The sequence below is a fragment of the Phormidesmis priestleyi BC1401 genome (genome assembly GCF_001650195.1).
In the GTDB taxonomy this organism is placed as follows: domain Bacteria; phylum Cyanobacteriota; class Cyanobacteriia; order Leptolyngbyales; family Leptolyngbyaceae; genus Phormidesmis_A; species Phormidesmis_A priestleyi_B.
Genome location: NZ_LXYR01000074.1, coordinates 1 through 16764, shown reverse-complemented (window position 1 = coordinate 16764; position 16764 = coordinate 1). Strand labels below are relative to the sequence as shown.

22 protein-coding genes are annotated in these 16764 nt (G+C 48.1%); 8 read left to right on the top strand and 14 right to left on the bottom strand.

Annotated elements, in window-relative coordinates; genetic code table 11:
- Positions 1-576: transposase (locus tag A8707_RS23185; RefSeq protein WP_156518507.1), on the top strand; the 576-nt coding region annotated here is incomplete at its 5' end.
- A 133-nt stretch (positions 577-709) separates the two neighbouring features.
- On the opposite strand, the gene A8707_RS23180 is transcribed toward A8707_RS23185, so the two are convergent.
- The 4 genes from A8707_RS23180 to A8707_RS28585 all read right to left on the bottom strand — a co-directional run bounded on the left by A8707_RS23180 (position 710) and on the right by A8707_RS28585 (position 2266).
- Positions 710-895: a hypothetical protein gene (locus tag A8707_RS23180; RefSeq protein WP_068819552.1), complete on the bottom strand. Its 186-nt coding sequence runs from the start codon at positions 893-895 to the stop codon at positions 710-712.
- Between the two features lie 5 nt (positions 896-900).
- Positions 901-1452, bottom strand: a complete 552-nt coding sequence (locus A8707_RS23175; RefSeq protein WP_068819551.1) for a hypothetical protein — start codon at positions 1450-1452, stop codon at positions 901-903.
- A gap of 188 nt (positions 1453-1640) precedes the next feature.
- On the bottom strand, positions 1641-1958 hold the full coding sequence (locus A8707_RS23170; protein WP_068819550.1) for a helix-turn-helix domain-containing protein: 318 nt from the start codon (positions 1956-1958) through the stop codon (positions 1641-1643).
- 161 nt (positions 1959-2119) lie between these two features.
- Positions 2120-2266: a hypothetical protein gene (locus tag A8707_RS28585; RefSeq protein WP_156518833.1), complete on the bottom strand. Its 147-nt coding sequence runs from the start codon at positions 2264-2266 to the stop codon at positions 2120-2122.
- 159 nt (positions 2267-2425) lie between these two features.
- Between A8707_RS28585 and A8707_RS23160 the strand changes: the two genes are divergently transcribed.
- The 5 genes from A8707_RS23160 to A8707_RS23145 all read left to right on the top strand — a co-directional run bounded on the left by A8707_RS23160 (position 2426) and on the right by A8707_RS23145 (position 5797).
- The gene (locus A8707_RS23160; RefSeq protein ID WP_068819548.1) at positions 2426-2638 is read left to right on the top strand and encodes a hypothetical protein; all 213 of its coding nucleotides are present in this window, start codon (positions 2426-2428) and stop codon (positions 2636-2638) included.
- Between the two features lie 273 nt (positions 2639-2911).
- On the top strand, positions 2912-3844 hold the full coding sequence (locus tag A8707_RS23155) for a DNA sulfur modification protein DndB (protein WP_197484990.1): 933 nt from the start codon (positions 2912-2914) through the stop codon (positions 3842-3844).
- Positions 3823-4149 carry a DNA sulfur modification protein DndB gene (locus A8707_RS30720; protein WP_197484989.1) on the top strand — a complete coding sequence of 109 codons (327 nt, stop codon included), beginning with the start codon at positions 3823-3825 and terminating at the stop codon, positions 4147-4149. The genes A8707_RS23155 and A8707_RS30720 overlap by 22 nt, the downstream gene beginning before the upstream one ends.
- A 318-nt stretch (positions 4150-4467) precedes the next feature.
- Positions 4468-4707: a helix-turn-helix transcriptional regulator gene (locus A8707_RS23150; RefSeq protein WP_068819547.1), complete on the top strand. Its 240-nt coding sequence runs from the start codon at positions 4468-4470 to the stop codon at positions 4705-4707.
- 88 nt (positions 4708-4795) lie between these two features.
- Complete coding sequence (locus A8707_RS23145) at positions 4796-5797, top strand: hypothetical protein (protein WP_068819546.1); 1002 nt, start codon at positions 4796-4798, stop codon at positions 5795-5797.
- 7 nt (positions 5798-5804) lie between these two features.
- Here A8707_RS23145 and dpdA read toward each other — a convergent pair whose 3' ends face one another.
- From dpdA to A8707_RS23110, 7 genes are all read right to left on the bottom strand, one after another.
- Positions 5805-7607 carry a tRNA-guanine transglycosylase DpdA gene (gene dpdA, locus A8707_RS23140; protein WP_156518832.1) on the bottom strand — a complete coding sequence of 601 codons (1803 nt, stop codon included), beginning with the start codon at positions 7605-7607 and terminating at the stop codon, positions 5805-5807.
- Positions 7586-8308, bottom strand: a complete 723-nt coding sequence (gene queC / locus A8707_RS23135; RefSeq protein WP_068819545.1) for a 7-cyano-7-deazaguanine synthase QueC — start codon at positions 8306-8308, stop codon at positions 7586-7588. The genes dpdA and queC overlap by 22 nt, the downstream gene beginning before the upstream one ends.
- 11 nt (positions 8309-8319) lie before the next feature.
- Positions 8320-8958 carry a 7-carboxy-7-deazaguanine synthase QueE gene (locus A8707_RS23130; protein WP_068819544.1) on the bottom strand — a complete coding sequence of 213 codons (639 nt, stop codon included), beginning with the start codon at positions 8956-8958 and terminating at the stop codon, positions 8320-8322.
- A 35-nt stretch (positions 8959-8993) separates the two neighbouring features.
- Positions 8994-9383 carry a 6-pyruvoyl trahydropterin synthase family protein gene (locus A8707_RS23125; RefSeq protein ID WP_068819543.1) on the bottom strand — a complete coding sequence of 130 codons (390 nt, stop codon included), beginning with the start codon at positions 9381-9383 and terminating at the stop codon, positions 8994-8996.
- 557 nt (positions 9384-9940) lie between these two features.
- Positions 9941-10159: a Precorrin-3B methylase gene (locus tag A8707_RS23120; protein WP_068819542.1), complete on the bottom strand. Its 219-nt coding sequence runs from the start codon at positions 10157-10159 to the stop codon at positions 9941-9943.
- Positions 10160-10201: 42 nt separating this feature from the next.
- Positions 10202-11446: a saccharopine dehydrogenase family protein gene (locus A8707_RS23115; protein ID WP_068819541.1), complete on the bottom strand. Its 1245-nt coding sequence runs from the start codon at positions 11444-11446 to the stop codon at positions 10202-10204.
- 26 nt (positions 11447-11472) lie between these two features.
- On the bottom strand, positions 11473-11658 hold the full coding sequence (locus A8707_RS23110; RefSeq protein WP_068819540.1) for a hypothetical protein: 186 nt from the start codon (positions 11656-11658) through the stop codon (positions 11473-11475).
- 105 nt (positions 11659-11763) lie between these two features.
- Between A8707_RS23110 and A8707_RS23105 the strand changes: the two genes are divergently transcribed.
- Positions 11764-12429: an SDR family oxidoreductase gene (locus A8707_RS23105; RefSeq protein ID WP_068819539.1), complete on the top strand. Its 666-nt coding sequence runs from the start codon at positions 11764-11766 to the stop codon at positions 12427-12429.
- Positions 12430-12642: 213 nt separating this feature from the next.
- Here A8707_RS23105 and A8707_RS27180 read toward each other — a convergent pair whose 3' ends face one another.
- Both A8707_RS27180 and A8707_RS23100 read right to left on the bottom strand, forming a co-directional pair.
- Positions 12643-12798: a hypothetical protein gene (locus A8707_RS27180; RefSeq protein WP_231948395.1), complete on the bottom strand. Its 156-nt coding sequence runs from the start codon at positions 12796-12798 to the stop codon at positions 12643-12645.
- 108 nt (positions 12799-12906) lie between these two features.
- On the bottom strand, positions 12907-14184 hold the full coding sequence (locus A8707_RS23100) for a glycosyltransferase (RefSeq protein WP_068819538.1): 1278 nt from the start codon (positions 14182-14184) through the stop codon (positions 12907-12909).
- Between the two features lie 164 nt (positions 14185-14348).
- Here A8707_RS23100 and A8707_RS23095 point away from each other — a divergent pair, with 164 nt between their 5' ends.
- Complete coding sequence (locus tag A8707_RS23095; RefSeq protein ID WP_068819537.1) at positions 14349-14669, top strand: hypothetical protein; 321 nt, start codon at positions 14349-14351, stop codon at positions 14667-14669.
- Positions 14670-16346: 1677 nt separating this feature from the next.
- On the opposite strand, the gene A8707_RS23085 is transcribed toward A8707_RS23095, so the two are convergent.
- Positions 16347-16764 (bottom strand): integrase core domain-containing protein (locus A8707_RS23085; RefSeq protein ID WP_082906472.1); only part of this gene is annotated, 418 nt, incomplete at its 5' end.

The following is a 16764-nucleotide window of genomic DNA, read 5'->3' as shown; positions in this document are numbered from 1 at the left end:
GGGGTGCAGAAGCAACGAGGCAGACCGCGCAAGTACGACGGCAAAGTTGACCTGACAGACCTCAGTCACTTCACCTTTGTGGAAACCGTGCAACCCCAGGTTGACCTCTACACTGCCCGATTGTGGCACGTCTCCTTGAAGCGGGAGATTCGAGTCGCCTACCTAGTTGACCGTCGCGTTCCGAACCGAGTCCGCACCTGCCTGCTGTTCAGTACCGATGTTGAGCAAGCCCCCAAGCAGATTATTCAGTTCTATAAATTGCGCTTCGGGATTGAATTTCTCTTCCGCGATGCCAAGCAGTTTACGGGTCTGAGTGATTGTCAAGCCCGTGACCTCTTGAAGTTGGACTTTCATTTCAATGCCAGTTTTACCGCCCTCAATCTAGCGAAGTTCGACGCGCATCCCCAGCACACCGGTCAAGACCCATTTGTATTCTCAATGGCAAGCGTTAAGCGTCGTGCCCTCAATCAACACCTACTTGAACGATTTATTGCCACCTTAGACTTGGAGCCAAGCTTGATTAAATCCCATCCCAACTACTCAACCCTTTGCGATTACGGCACTATCGCCGCCTAAAACTGTCCGAAGTATTGCTCCATCAATCTTAACTTTTGAACAATTTATGGTTTCAGAACCTCTAAATCACATTTTACTGCTTAACAGAAGAATCAGGGTTATGACTATATCGTTGGACAACTTATGATTTCAGTCATAGGTTGCCCTGAAGATGGTCGGCTTCGTTACCCTGCGCCAGTTCTCGCATCACCTGCTTGACCAGTTCAGTCAGCGCCAGTTGCAGCACTAAGTTGCTGTCATTACTGGCATCGGCACTTTCAGCCAGAATACGCACCACACGTTGCAGGATGAACTCACGATCGCAGACGGCTTGCGTCATAGGATTTAGACTCGAACTTCTGAGATAGCGCAGTGAAACTGATCGCTGTTTAAGACGGTGATGCTAACCAACAGCCCCAGTACTTTGGTTTGAGTGTCATCGAGGGAGTTGGCTGCTAAGACAAAGGGGATGAAGCGCGGTAGCTCACTACCAATGACTCGCTTGATGTCCTCTACCGTCTGAGCTGCCGTAGCTTTTGCCTCTCTCAGGTAAACTGTGTTGTCCGCTGGGTCATCACAGACGGCATCTGGGTAATCTGAGACGGGTCTGGCTAACAACCGCCCGTTGTAAAGGTACTGAATCGTCAACTCCAGACAGGCTTCTCCGATCGCAGCGATGGCGCTTTTGTTGGGGCTGATGGATTTGTGTTCTGTCCGTAAGTAGAACAGGGGTTGATAACCCGGTAGGAGGAAGAGACCATAGCGCTGGTAAGCAATCCACTGAGCGATTTCCTCCAGAGGATAAAAGGCAGCCTGCTCAGAGTAGCGACGCACCAGGGCACGAATGGTATTAGGGTGAACCGACCAGGATGGCAGGGGTGCGTAAGGTGCAGACAACTGCTCAATCGTTCCATCAGTTCTGGTTTCATAGCAGAGCTGCTGTAGGCAGCTTGAGCGATCGCGCCTGTGATCGGGTCAATGTGGAGGCAGCGTTTTCCCAGTGAGATTTGAATCACAGTGGCATCGGGTCAATCAGGATTTCATCACCATAGAGCAGGCTTGTGTGCTAGAGGAAATGGTTCCTATCACGGTGATGGGACTTTGCCGTTGTGACGGGTTGGGCACAGCCGTTGCCGCAAGTGCGAAGGAATTCGTTCATAGTCCTCCCAGATGAGATTCATTTCTGCCAGCTTTTTGCGGTGGGTTGCTTCAGCAGAACGTCTAGTCCTGCCTTGCGAGAACCAACGGTTAACGGTGGGTTCACTGACCCCATAGATTTGGGCGATTTGGGCATGGGTAACGTCCCATCGAGCATAGAACGCTTGGGGTGTCATCCCGAACTTGCACCCGCAGTAGAGCCGAAGCAGTTTGATCTCTCGTTGTCCGAGATCCTGGGGTGTCATGCAGATTGCTCCCTAGTTAAGACATCAATCGGAGCAAGAGTGAGCCGTTGCAGGTCTGCTTCCCAGGCAAGATCTGAGGGAGTCCAAGCGTAGCTCGGTGATTGGGGATCAAGCCAAATGGTGTAGCGCCATGCCCAGTCTTGAAGGTGCTCAGCAGGGGCCTACTGGAATCCAGTTACAGTGCCGAAATCTTCAGCAGGCATGGGGAGAAACCGGACGCGATCACCAATGGCATATTTTGGTGCAAGCGTTTGCACTAGAAAATCATTTGGTAAAAAGAGTTCTTGGGAAGGAGATGTGTGAGACACAGCTTGATTTCCTATCATCTGTCGAGCTTGAGTGGTGATATATCCTCAAAGACTTTGGCGATTAAGACAACCGTTTACCATCATTAGATGATAGCATTACTTCATGAAGTAATGAAGTAATGAAGTAATGTGATTTGGAGATATTGTGAGACAATAAATATGAGAAATTTAAACGAATTGACCTCTGCTGATTTGGTAACTAAGCGTGACGACCCTAACTATGCTCAGGTGAGCGGATACATTCCGAAGGGATTGGCGCGGAAATTCAAAATTCTCTGCACCTCAGAAGAGATTAGCCAAAGTGAAGCTTTGGAGGTGGCAGTGATGATGTGGTTGCGCGAAAAGGAAACCTCATCGGAAAAGCCGACTTAGCAAAGTTTGGACTATTGCCAGGGCAAACACGTCTTATTTTCAGAATGCTTACCGAGAAAGGCTTTCAGCCGTCGGATGCTGAAAAGTATAAATTTGCGAAACGCATGCCAGGGAGGGCTTTCAGAATTTAGATGCGTTTGCCCTGGGACTATTGCTGTTTGCAGTAAAGCTGAATAAAGATTCCTGTAAATGAGCCTTTGGAGAGTTACTTACAGGGGATTAGTTTTGGTAATCAATTCTTAATAGAATTCTATTTTGTTGGAGAAATCGTTTATGGAACTCGTCCTCCAAGCAGTACCCGTGCATCGTGGTTTGCTGAGTGAGCATCAAAGCTATGTTGCCAGTCTGCTTTTTGGGGATATAGCCCGATTACTAGATGTAGGGTGCCTATATGTGCCGAATGACCCCGAACTACCTGACTTTGCTCAACGTAAACCGAATCCAGTCAGAGTGAAGGCAATCGCTCAGTATATTTTAGAGACTCATGAGGATGGCAGTACCTTCTTCCCTGCCATCTGTGTCAATGTTCAACCACGACCGATGTACAAGGATGGCAGCATCGTTCTTCCCTACCACTCTGTTAGCTTGCGTCTGACCGACGGACAGCACAGGTGCTTTGGAATCCGTCAGGCGCTCAAAAATATGGAAGATGACCCAATCAGAGTGGCTGCTCTATCTAAGTTGGAGTTGGGAGCTTTAATTTATGCAGGGTTACCTTTGGATCAGGAGCGGCAAGCATTCCGGGATCAGAACTTGCTGGTACAGCGCCCTAGCGTGTCCTTGGCTCATACCTTTGATCAACGTTCACCACTGGTACTGATTGCCAAAAATCTTCTAGAGCGCGTCCCACAGTTTCGGAACAACGTGGAAATGGTTGAGAACGGGTTAGGTAAACACAATCCTAAACTGATGACGTTTTCAACTTTGGTGACTGCTACTCAGCATATGTTTCCTAACTTGCGATCAAAGAAGGACTTGGAAACTCAAAGTGATTGGGCTACGACTTTTTGGGCTGCTGCTGCCTGCATTCTGCCAGATGATCCTTGGAGGGTGCTCAGCAAAAAGGAACGCGATCGCCAGAGGCAGGAAACTTTGACAGTAACAGCCGTCGCAATCCAGGCTTTAGGGTTAGTTGCACGCGATTTGTATGCGGAGGGGTGCCAGACGAGGATTTACTTAACCGGATGTCCAGATTACGAGAGCTAGACTGGCGGCGTGAAGATCCATATTGGCGGGAGCGAGGGGTGACGCAAATTGGCGCTAAAGGCGACCCAATCATTCAAAACACGCGCACGACAGTGGATGCCTGCCACCGAGTTCTACGCGAGTTCGTAGGGATCGTTCCGGTTGTTTGTAGTGCTTATGACTCTTCATTCACTCTTCGTGTATCAAACATAATTTCGTATATTGCATCTGGTTTCAATCGGCAAAGCGCCTTCATGTGCGCCTCTGCATCGTTGCGACGACGAAACCGGACAACAATGACAGTACAAGCGTTTGGTAGAAGTTGAATAACACACCAGGGACACAGCCGATCTCGGTAAGGGTTGGGAAAAGAACGCATAGGAAAATTGAGCGATTGCCGCTTGCGCGTCGCGTGGACGGTTCTTTAAAGATTTTTCAGCAGCAAAACCTAATGCTCATTTCTAAGCAGGTAAAACTTTGCTCTGTTGTCGATATGTCTGTGCAGAAGATTGCGTAGAATGACGAATTGATAGGAAGCAGTAAATTCTCAGAGGCTTTTGCCGATTGAGTCCTCACTGCTTTCTTAATTCATACTGCTAACAGCGTAAATCAAATTACTAAAAACGTCAACCAATTTACTACTAATGACAAGCAAGCCCGAACGATCGCCACTTATGAGACTAAGAGTGCAACGCTTTTTGACTCAACAGCAGTTGGCTAATGCGTTAGGTGTAACCGAGACGACGGTAAGGAATTGGGAGGCAGGACGATCGCAACCTAAGTTATCTCCTGCCCAGTACAAAAAGCTCCTTGAGGTTTTACAGATTACATCTAATGAGCTACCTGATGAATTTGGACATCCAGAGGAGCAAAATGATCCGTAGTATGACGACATACATTGAACCCTTTAAGGCAATCCCTGATGCTACAAGTCCGGCAACAACTTAAATTTATGTTAAGGCTATTTCAAAGATGTGCAAACTTGCTTCTCATTTACAGAAAGAGTTTATTCGACGCACGTTACCTGGATGGACGTGTCGTTCTGAGAGTCGCCTTCTCCCTCTGGAACTTGAAAAGTATCTAGGCTACAAACCTCGTGCCGATGTTCTTTTGGAACGGGACGATGGCTCAAAGCGGCTGTGGATAGAGTTTGAGATTAGTCGTGCTGATCCTGTTGCTAACCATGCTAAATTTGCCACTGCCCATCTTTTTCACCCACAATCAGCAAATGATATTTTTGTCAGCATGGTTAGTTCTCATGTTGATTTAGGTAGACGAAATTTAGCGGCAAATACAGTTCTGCTGATGCGCTGCGTCGGGATGAATGCTTTTCAAACAGTTTTGTTACCGCAGTTTTCACCAGAACAGATTAGACAATTGAACCAGCTACCACGAGAGGCATTGGAGCAAGAGACGCTTTGTGTAGAACGTGAAATTCAGCGTGCGACCTCTATATCGGAGGCAGTCACAACAACACCAGATAAGCGTATTTACTTTGCTAGTGATATTCCTGATGTAGTGTTGAATTTACAACGCTGGAATCGAGAGGTTGTGACTACAAGAGGTCGAGAGTTATGGGGAAAGCGAACAGTTACTTATTTTGTTTTTGATCCAAAGACTAAGCTTTTCGCTCCTTCTAAATTTTGTGCATATATACCCGTAGAATCAGCCAATTTAATTTTACAAATAAAGTCCAACGGTCTAATGCGACCAGAGATGAACCTTGATCTATATATGACGCTTGATCAAACTGATAAACGATTTGATGGACAACGCGCTCGTTTGCATCTTACACAGAGTTTAGCGATGATTGCTGAGAAGAAATCAGAGAATTCAGTGCTTGCAAATCTTTTTGATGAATGGTTAGAGCAACGTTCAGAAAGTATTTCGATTCATCCAAACGGAGCAGTCTTTCTATCACCACCTGAATGGTTTGGGAAACCTACAAGAGCGAAAAAGATGTTTACTAATTGAACGTTATTCAGGCAAGGACGGATTTTAAGGTCGATTCTAGGTCTAGCTTTCCGGCATCAAACTCTCGCAGCGCTCGCAAAGCATCTTTTTCAAGTTGCTGTAGGGTCTTCGAGTCTGCCACTCCCGCTTCCAGTATACGTTTGATTCGTAAGCCCCCTTTATTGTCTACAGGCGGAACTCGGATGGCAGCATATCGCTTATCCGAGCGCGTGTGATAATTGGCAGTTGCCCCAAGCCAAGCCTGCCGCAGTGGACTGGCGGAGTCGCAACTCGTCACACCTAAATGCCGGAAGGCAGAAATGGCATTGATTCGCGCGACTCCAAACAAGTGCATTCGCACTGTCGGAATTAGGTGAGGGTGAATCGCTTCCAGGATTGGTAGAATTTCACGATTTTGAGCGCGAGCTAGCCCACCTAAAGCAATGTAGTCATAGCCCATCTCAATCAACTCTTTGACGGCTGTGGCATAGGATTCTGGACTCCATCCTTGTGCAACACCAATAGGTGTAAATTGAAAGTCTCGCTGCTGGTGTTTCTTCAAAAATTCTTCTGAGTTTTTGCGCGTCAGGTCGTAACGCTTCTCTCGAACTCCAGGTTCAGCGAAGGGCCCAACAATCAGGTGATCGATACTAACCCCATAGTCAAAACCAAGATTATGGTAGTAATTCAGAATTTCGTCAGTGTTGTAGGGTGGTTCGTCTTCTCCGATGTAGCCAAACGCCCCACAGTCTCCCATAATTCTGCCAGGGAACCGGATAAACTTGTGAACACCTTGAGCTTCCACTTTAGCCCGTCGAGTTTGGCTCCCATCAACCACCACTTTAGAGATCAAAACACCGTCATAGTTTGGACTGGGAAACAACTCATGGGCGTAGACATCATCCGCATAGGGGTCACGCTCGATCGAGCCAAAAGCGTCTTTTAGGAAGTTATAGTTTGGGTCAACCCGATCGTCCCACTCCGGGATAAAGTACTGCACGCCCAGATGAATGTTCGGCGCGGGTGGCAAGTCAGGAATAGGGATGAATTCATCTCTCTTTATCTTCTTTACAGCCTGTTTAGATTCGAGTTTAGCTGCTGCTTTGGGCAAACATAAATTGAGTGTAAGTTGGGTTGTTCGATCGATAACGTCTTGAAAGCAGCAGGGATTTTGATGAATCTGTTCAAGCAACTCAGGTTTCTTTGCTGCGACTAAAGCAAATTTCTTAAACAGAAAGCCCTTCAGTCCCACCGCTCCAAAGCCATATTGCTTTGCTTCAGCATTGGACAGCGGCAAGATAAAAGCCTGAGGAGATGACTTCTGAATTAAGTTAAAACTGCTTCCGGGAGCCAGAAAAATCCAGGTTTGATCTTCATAAAGCGTGATCGGTAACGAGATCGCTCTTAAGTACTTCTCCCCTAACAGAACAAAAATTAGATCGTATTCAGGAATTATCTGTTCGACAGAACGATGAATCTTAAGACGTTTTGCCCATTCATCTATCTCGTGCCCCTTCATTGTGTTGAAAGTGACTTCGTAGGGCGCAATTTTTTGACTCTCTAAAATCAACCCGTAGCCTGCTGAGACGATCGCTACATCAATGACAAGTTGCTCCAAAGCCTTACGTAGATTTTGTACACCATCCATTAATTGGGTGTGCTGCATTCCAGTGTACATTTCTCCTGCCGGAGACATAAATTCAGCAAGTTGCTTTTCCCGCTTATGGAGACGAGCAGTGGGCTTAAAATCTTCCTGGGTTAGTTGATTTTCTGGCTTAAAGCGCTTTTCCCCAGTACAGGATGTAATGATTAAAACACGGGGGTAGCGCATTGGCTCTCCTGTTTGTACAATTCTTGCCCTACTAACGTTGCCAGATCGGGTCTACTTGCGTCAATCAGAGCGCGATCGCGAATCCGGCAAGAGTCGCAGACACCACAAGGGTCGCCTTCGCCCTGATAGCAAGACCAGGTGAGATGAATGGGTACGTTCAGCCGCAGTGCCCGATGTACGATGTCCACTTTGGAATCCATCACCAATGGCGCAACCAGTTTGGGTGCGTTACCTTCCAGTCCAACTTTAGAAGAAAGGGTTGCGAGGTGCTGGACCGCTTCTAGATACTCCGGTCGGCAATCTGGATAGCCAGAGTAGTCTACTGCATTGATCCCCAAGTAGATCGCTTCGGCTCCTTTGGCTTCCGCTAACGACATGGCGATCGCCAGAAACACTGTATTTCGTCCTGGCACATAGGTAACGGGAATTGCTCCAGACTGAACCCCATCAATGGGTACGTCTACAGCTTGGTCAGTCAGGGCAGAACCACCCCACTGCGACAGGTTCACGTCCACCAAAAAGCGTGCATTAATCCCCAAATGCTCCGCAACTCGTTTAGCCGCAATCAGTTCGCGATCGTGCCGCTGACCATAATGCAGCGATAGGGCAATCAGTTCATAACCATCGGCGATCGCCTGAGCAGCAGAAGTTGCTGAATCCAGACCACCAGACAACAAAACGACAGCTTTGCGGGCACTCATAGACTGGCTCCTCATCGAATATTGGTGAATTTGTGGGTCTGTAAGCTGATCCGCCATTCTGGGTGGCTGAGAACGTACTCAAAGATGAGCGAGTAGCTATCAAGCGTACCCCATTCTGGTTGGAGAAGCCTGACTGCATCGGTTGGGATTTTGGTCACCTGATCCTCTGCCCAGGACAGATCAGCCTGTCCAGAAACTACGACCTTCAGCTCACTTACCCGTGAATAAATACTTTCGTGAGGGGGCTTGAACCGCTTAGGGGAGAAGGTAACCCAGTCGAAATTGCCACTGAAGGGGTGCGATCCAGAGGTTTCTAGATGCGATCGCAGCCCTGCGGCTCTCAACCCGTTGCTGAGGGGAGAAAGGTCATGCATCAGAGGTTCGCCACCCGTAATGACCACGATCGCCGGATTTGCTGCTTTAGCGTCTGCAATCAGGTCAGTCGTATGGCGTTGGGGATGGCGACGAACGCTCCACGAATGCTTGGTGTCACACCAGGGGCAACCTACGTCACAGCCCGCTAGTCGGATAAAGAAAGCATTTGTACCTGTCCAGGCTCCCTCACCTTGAACGGAGTGGAAGGTTTCCACCACTGGCAAGACTGCCGAGGCGGCTTTAGAGGTTGAGGTCGTGGGGATCAGGCTTGTCATAACGTGCTACTCCATAGATACCGCAAGGGTCGCTCCTAGTCGTCCTCGTATTCAGCCCAAGAATTAGGCGTTTCGGACACAGCGACCTTCAACTTCACATCCGAGGGCAATTGATTTTTCGTCTTGTCGTAGATATATTGAGCAATCATCTCGGCAGTCGTTTCATAGCCTTCAGGGAAGACTTCGTTCAAAACAGAGTGGTCAAGCCCCCCTTTGAGTAGGTCTTTTTTTGCCCAGCGAAGCGTGCGGAAGTCCGCGACCATAACGGGATGAGGACAATACTCGGAAGCGTGAAGTTGGCTAGAGGTTGCCTCCATCCGAACCCGATAGGTATGCCCATGCATCCGCCCACAGGGACCGTCATAGTCCCGGATGTAGTGGGCAGCATCGAAGGTAAATTCAGTGGCGAGTTTCCACTTGGGCATATCACTCCTTCAGCTTAAGTCGGTTTAGAGGTAGGCAGAGATTCGTTACTTTATACCCCCATTACGCTAGATATGGAATCCGTATTTAGAAAGACTATAGATGTAGCACTTCGACTTGTTATTTGTTAAGACTAAATTTTAGCTAAGTTATCAACACAATAGTTCAAATGAACTGAAAAATGTCTTGAGCATGGTTAAGATTGCTCATTTAAGGGAAGTAAATTAGCTCTACTGACCCCAAAAATTTCAAGAGCCACTCATAAGTGAAGAGATAGATGTGAAGTGAAACCTTCAAGAGAGTTGTTGCGAAATAGGCTCAAAAACTCTTGAACCCTTTTCCTGTTAGGCATTTCAGCAGTTTTTGCCTAAAACTCTTGAAACCCATTATGCATAAGCGTTTCAGCGATTTCAATCGCTATTTCGCAACAAGTCTAATGAAAGGTTAAAAACGCCTGAAGGTCAATCATATCAGTCGTTTCAGACGATTTGCCGAAAAAGCACCAGAAGCGAGATGGCGTAAGGGTTTCAGCAATTTTTGACGTTATTTAACAACAAGTCTATTTTTCGCTGCGGTAGCGCAGCCACACCCGTAGCGCTTGGGGAATCTGGTCTTTTTGTTCTTTCGTCAGGGTTTTGTAAAGGACTAAAGCAAGTTCTCGTTCGCTCCGGCAGGCAGCGTTGTTACGAGCATCCCGATAGCTCCGGGTAACCCGGAGCCGCCGACAAACTTCCTTGATCAGGGCTGCTCCAGTGAGGGGAGGTTTTTGCCTTGCCATACGTCAATCAGAATGTCCTACTCTTCATCCTAACCCACAGGATTACGAGTTCACCTCTATAGTCATACCAGCCCGACGTAACCGTTCTGCTAGCACGTCACCCAACCCGGTTGCTGGAGTCAGAATGCCTCCCCGTACTTGACCACCCGGTAGTGCATCGGCTTGAAGTATCAGACTGAGGGCAGCTTCACAGAGAAACTTCACGGTCGCCCGATTGCCAGGATCGCCTTTGTCACGGATAAGTCCCTGCACCTTGCGTCCGTCGATCGCAGTACCCACCAGTTCGCAAGTGAACCAGCCCTCATTCATCGTTTGCTCAGAAGGCCCGCTGCCGGGTTGGGGCAGGAAGGGTTGCAGGAGTGATCGCACCTGAGGCTGTTGCAGGACACCTGTGAAGAGAGCAAGCCCTGCGGTAACGCTAGTTGCTTTCAGCCATGCCAGCGGTTCATCAAACTTGAGATACTCCTGATAGGTGAAGTCGGGTCCATAGGCTTCCTGCCACTGGTCGTATAGGGCAGCACTGCGGCGCACGATCCGGGTGTTGACAGGTGACATAAAGAAGGGAGCTACCCAGGTGTTGATGTCTGGATCAAAGGATGGAGTGACTGGATCACGATTGCGTTCGGCTTTGCCATTTTGGAGAGAATCGCTTTCAGCCTGACTATGCGGTGCGAACGGATTCAGCAGAAAGGGATCAGCCAACTGCGCTGTCTGTCCGGAATCATGCAGATGAAAACCGGATGCCAGCGTTCCTCCGTTCAAGCCTCCAACCATCTGGAAATAGCCCTGCACAGTTTTGCAGGGCATTCCCATGACTTGTTGGATATGACGGACAACTAGGTAAGTGCCCAAATCTGATGGGACAGAATCAAAGCCACAGCAGGGGATGATACGAGTGCCATCAGCAGATGCCTGAGTATGATAGCGATCGATCAGCGTTCTGACCCAGGGAGTCTCGCCGGTGATGTCTACGTAATGAGTTTTGAAGCGCACACAGGCATCGACCAGAGCATTGCCATAGAGGGCAAAGGGTCCGGCTGTGGTAAGCAACACTCGCGTCTGAGCCACGATCGCATCAATTGCTGATTGATCCTGGCTGTCGGCGACCAGAATATCTACGGCTACACCGACTGCATCCTTCACGTCCTCTAGCTTCTGGCGATTCCGTCCGGCGATCGCCCAACGAACTGGTTCAGCGTCGGTGTGGCGGGCAAAGTATTGAACCGTCTGTTTGCCGACAAAACCACTGGCACCGTAGAGGACAATATCATAGGGACGGTCAGACATGAGCGGCACACTCCGGAGTCACATAGTTACACTAGCAACTTTAGCTGAGTCGTCATTTTCTCTTCCACTTGCGGCAGAAATTCAAGTTTGACGTGACGAAAAGTAAGGTTGTAGCGGAGCGTGGAGAGCGGAACCGCTGTGTAGAACAGTTTGGTGTTCATACGAATCGCGTTCAAAATAAAACGCTTCCCCAAATTCACTATCACTGCCATCTCTTTTTCTAGGGTAGAAGAAGTAGCAGTCCGATGGCAGGTGACAATTTTAGCTAGCCTAATAGAGTGGTTTCTGGGAACCTCTCTCAAACTATCGGAGTTCACATGGCAACTTATCTGATTACAGGTGCAAATCGAGGGATTGGTTACGACTACTGCCGTCAACTGCAAGCACGAGGTGACAGGGTGATTGCGGTCTGTCGCACTGCCTCTGAGGAATTGAAGCAGCTTGGGGTACAGTTTGAGGAGAGAGTTGACATTACCTCAGAGGCTTCAGTGGCAAATTTACGAACTCGCTTGGGGGATATGACGATCGATGTCCTGATCAACAACGCTGGAATTGCCAAGCGCGTGACGCTAGAAGACCTAGACTTTGACAGCATCCGAGAACAGTTTGAGGTGAATGCGCTCGGTCCTTTGCGAGTGACTCAAGCGTTACTGCCCCTACTCAAAGCAGGCTCTAAGATTGTGTTGATGACTAGCCGGATGGGGTCGATCGCAGACAATACTTCTGGCAGTTCCTATGGCTACCGTATGTCGAAGGTCGCGTTGTCAATGGCAGGCAAGTCTCTGGCACACGACCTTAAACCGCGTGGGATTGCTGTGGCGATTCTACATCCTGGTTTAGTTCAAACTCGCATGACGAACTTTATCACGGGGGGCATCACGCCAGAAGAGTCTGTGAAGGGGTTACTGGCTCGAATTGAGGAGTTGACGCTGGAGAACACGGGCACGTTCTGGCACATGAATCGAGAAGTGCTGCCTTGGTAAATCTTTACTCATTTCAAATTTAGCAATTGGGTCACGAGATAACAGCATCCAGATATTGTGTGGTTATCTCAGTTCTTGTGAGGTTAATTCCCGTTGTTCAAGGTAGATATCTTGAGATGAACGGTAGGTGAGAAGGTTGTCACACTACAAGCTAAAACCTTCATTAAAATAGAAGTTGAACTTTGTACGGGTAACCTATGCAACCCTACCAATTCACCTACCCTGAACGAAACCGAATTTATCAAAGTGCCATTTATCGGTGAGGTAAGGACGTTTGCGGCGAAGCTGATTGGCGTACTGCTGCCCAAATTTCCGGCACCATTTCCGAATCGTTTCATAGGTCACTTCGATGCCACGACATAGCATCATTTTCTCGATATCCCGGTAGCTCAAAGGAAAGGTGTAGTAGAGCCAGACACAGGGGCTAATAATTTCGCATTATTCTACCTTTGGGGTTGACAATACCGGGTGAAACGGTCAAGTCGAACGACTTCGGAGAGGTGAATGAGCTACTGCCTGCTCGACAATCCCTGCTGCTCGGTGAACCCCTCCAGACTGTTCGATCGCACGTTGAAGCCGTCGAGCCTGCACCCCATAGTTGGGTTGCGTCAAAACCTTCTGAATTGCGCTTCTAAGGGGTGTGATGCTCAATTGAGATAACAGGACTCGCTCTCCTGCACCTGACCAGGTTAAACGAGCCGCAACTCCAGGCTGATCGTTGGTAATCGGTATGGCAACCATCGGCACACCGCAACTCAGCGATTCGAGGACCGTATTCATCCCCGCGTGCGTAATCACCAGAGCGGCACGGTGCAATAGCTCTAATTGGGGAGCATAGCTAACGACGATCGGCTGCCCAGGAAAGTTAGGGATGGCATCAGCATCGGTCTTTCTGCCCAGAGAAATTACCAATTGGCACTCTAATCCCTCACACGCCTGGGCGATCGTGCGGAAAATTTCGTAGACTCGATTTTGCACGGTGCCGAGTGAGGCATAAATCAGCGGTTGTCCGGTCAAGCGCTCATAGGGAAAGTCAATTTCAGCACGAGTTTGCGGGGCGTGCCAAGGTCCTGTGAAATGGAAGCAATCCGGCAGTTGTTGTCGCGGAAATTCAAATGCTGCCGGAGACTGACTAATCTGTGCCAATCTGGAAAAAGCCTCATTCGGTTGTAAAAGCGAGGGAAGCTTTGCGCGATGGCGGTAATCGTTAATGAGGTGTTGAAACGACAGCCCTGCGATCGCTAATCCAAAGTGGACGGCTTGATTTTGGAGCTGTGCCCACCATGCACGGTTGTAGTCCCAATCGGTAAAGATTGGTGGAATCGTCGGCTCTTGGTTCAGCATCAGCGCATTACAAACACTAACGAACGGCAATCCTAGTGCTTCGGCTATTGAGCCTGCTTCTGGAGAAACTTGATCGACCAATAACGCCTCAATTTGAAGCTGTTCGACCGCCGCAGGTGCCTCTCGTAACACCATCGCAGCACCAGATTGCAGCAAGTCGAGTGTGTATTTCACAGCGACCAGTCCATCTAGTTGACCGAGTTTGCTGTGAGTTTTTTGGGTCGAGCCGAGGGGAAACTCAGCTTGTCCAATGGGATAAAACTCGATTCCTGCCGCATCGGCATTGGTTTGAGCATCGAGAGAATTAATCAACGTCACGCGGTGTCCCCGTTGCTGAAGTTCGCGACCGAGTGTTGTCATCGGGTTGAGGTGACCAGGACTGGGAGGACAAAACAGACCAAAATGAACCATGATTGCAGTTAGGAACACAACGTTATGATCCAGGCTAATACACTCAGGATCAAACGCTACGTCACGCGACGAACTTGATTTCTGATTTAGGACTCGAACCGACGGATGGATGATAAAGGCTTAAGCTGAAGTCGTGACTTCCTCGTTGGACTTATTGCACAATCATGTCTTATCCTTCTGATGATGCCCAAGCCGAACTGGTTCAAGCAGTACAAGATAATCTTCAACAGATGTCAATTCTGCTTGGGCAACCTCAAGGTGCAGAAGCGATCAAGCAACTCTATCAAGCGGCTCAAGCCCATCTGAGTCATCTCTCTCCAGATCCCCTAACATTGGCGCGTGTGGTTGGAGTGTTGCTGGTCTACCAACTGCCCGGTACAGATCCGGATGAGGTGAAATGGTTTGAGTCCGAGCTACAAAACTGCCCTGATGTTGAATCGATCGAAGAGTTGATTGACTCGATTTCTCGTCCCGATTCCTTGTAATTCTCATACGAGAGTTGCAACGTCTCGATCGAAGTCTTCTGAGTTGCTTTAACCTCTCTGGATGCAAGACTAAATTGCTTTGCTATTCAAACAGATTTGCGGCTTTTTAGAAATTTGCGATCACCCTAAGGCGAGAGTCTTGGCTCTTATGCGATTACGGCATTATCGCTGCCTAAATCTGTCGGGAGTGTTGTTAAAGGTCGGTGGTGCAAAAATGATTCAAATAATTCTTCAGTGATGGGAAAGGAACGATTGCTCCTGAAGTCACAATTTTCTAAAACGTAACGGTTGTAAGCTGCTTTTATTGAAGCTTTCAGAAATAATGAGTGAGAACAGGGATATTCCAGCCGCCGAGATTGTCTAACCGTTTTATTACTCCACACTACGATTCACAGCATCCCTTTTCAGAAGTAGCTTTGACGAGACAATTAAGCGTTGGAGCTTGGAAACGCGATCGTGCCAATCAACTTTGAGAGTACCACGTCCCTATGAAGGCATGAATATCAGTCATACGATCGGACTCAACGAGTCTCAAAGAACGACTCTGAGAGCCTTAGGAGCCGTTGGCGATGAAATATAAGCTTCACGGCTACCAACTTAAGCCGGGACAGTAGATCCCTCAAGTCTTTAAGCTTCGTTCAATCTGTCCCGCTTTATGTCGGTAGCCGCTTCACTTATACGGAGGGTTTGGACTTTCGGCAACGGGTTGCTCTAGATTCGGACTTTCGGCAAGCGGATGTCTGATTTGGGTAGAAGACGACTGCGATCACTCAACGAAAGAATCAGTATTTCAGGTTGAACTGCGGCAGAAGGATGCCTTATTAGGCGGCAAAGGTTTGGCTTAAGTCACAGGATGCGTGTAAACTAACAGACGAACTTCGCCAGAAAATTAGTGAATATCTGCGTCAGGAGTGCACAGTCATTGATTCTGCTGGAAAAGAGCAATCGGAAATTGCTCTTCTGCGATCGTGGCAACGGTATCTCATTACAAGTATCTTGCTGTTTTGTCGGATTCGACTGCAAACTCTATGCCGACTTGAGCTAGCACATAATCTTCTCCGCGCACCTTATCTCGTTAACAAACAAAGATCCTCTAGCTTACTGCGGAAAGTAGAAATCAGACTTAATTCCTGCAAGTGATTTTTCCGTTGTCCAGCCCGCTTGTATTCAATTCGATAAGCTCGATCGACCCACTGCAAGAAGTATGCCAAATTGCTAAACTCAGACTTATAGACGAGCGCAGATCTCGATAGCAATCTATGTAGCTCTAGATTGATCGATGGCAACTTGAGCTGATGATGTCTACCACCTGAATTATATAAGCACAACGCAGTAGACATCATTAACAGAGATATTTGCGACAAACTGAGGGCAGAAAGTGGAGATCCAATATTGAGCGCGACTGATTTCTCGCCAGATAATCCGCAAGAATGAGCCACCAAGCTACTTAAATCATTGTCTCCTTGCTCTAGATTGGTGATCGGTGTGTCACTGAAATTCCACCCACACTTGCATTTCCAGTCATTTTTCAAATCATCCCAGTACCATACAGACTGACATTGAGGACAGGTATTTGAAGTGGACCCCCAAGACTAGACAGTTTTCAGGGGATGAATAAGCTAGGGATTCAGATTCTCAGATCCATTCAGTTTCGTGTTCAAGATCTCAATTGCTTTATCACTCACTTCGTTTCTTTAGATTATCACAATACACTTGATTTGGTGTCTGATAATCTAATCCTTGATGTGGACGAACTTGATTGTACCAACGAAACCACTGTTTGACCTCTTGCGTTAAATGTTGACCATCCTCGAACGCTTTGAGATAAATCAACTCATACTTTAGACTCCTCCACAATCGTTCGATAAAGATGTTGTCGTGGCAGCGCCCTCGACCATCCATACTAATCTGAACTCCAGAGGCTTTCAGACAGTCTGTAAAGGCGTTCGCTGTAAACTGTGCCCCTTGATCCGTGTTAAAGATCACAGGTGGGGTGTAGTTGGATAAGGCTTCTTCCAACGCCTCCACGCAAAAGTGAACTTCTAGAGTGTTGGAGATCCGCCAGGACAAGACGTGACGACTATACCAATCCATC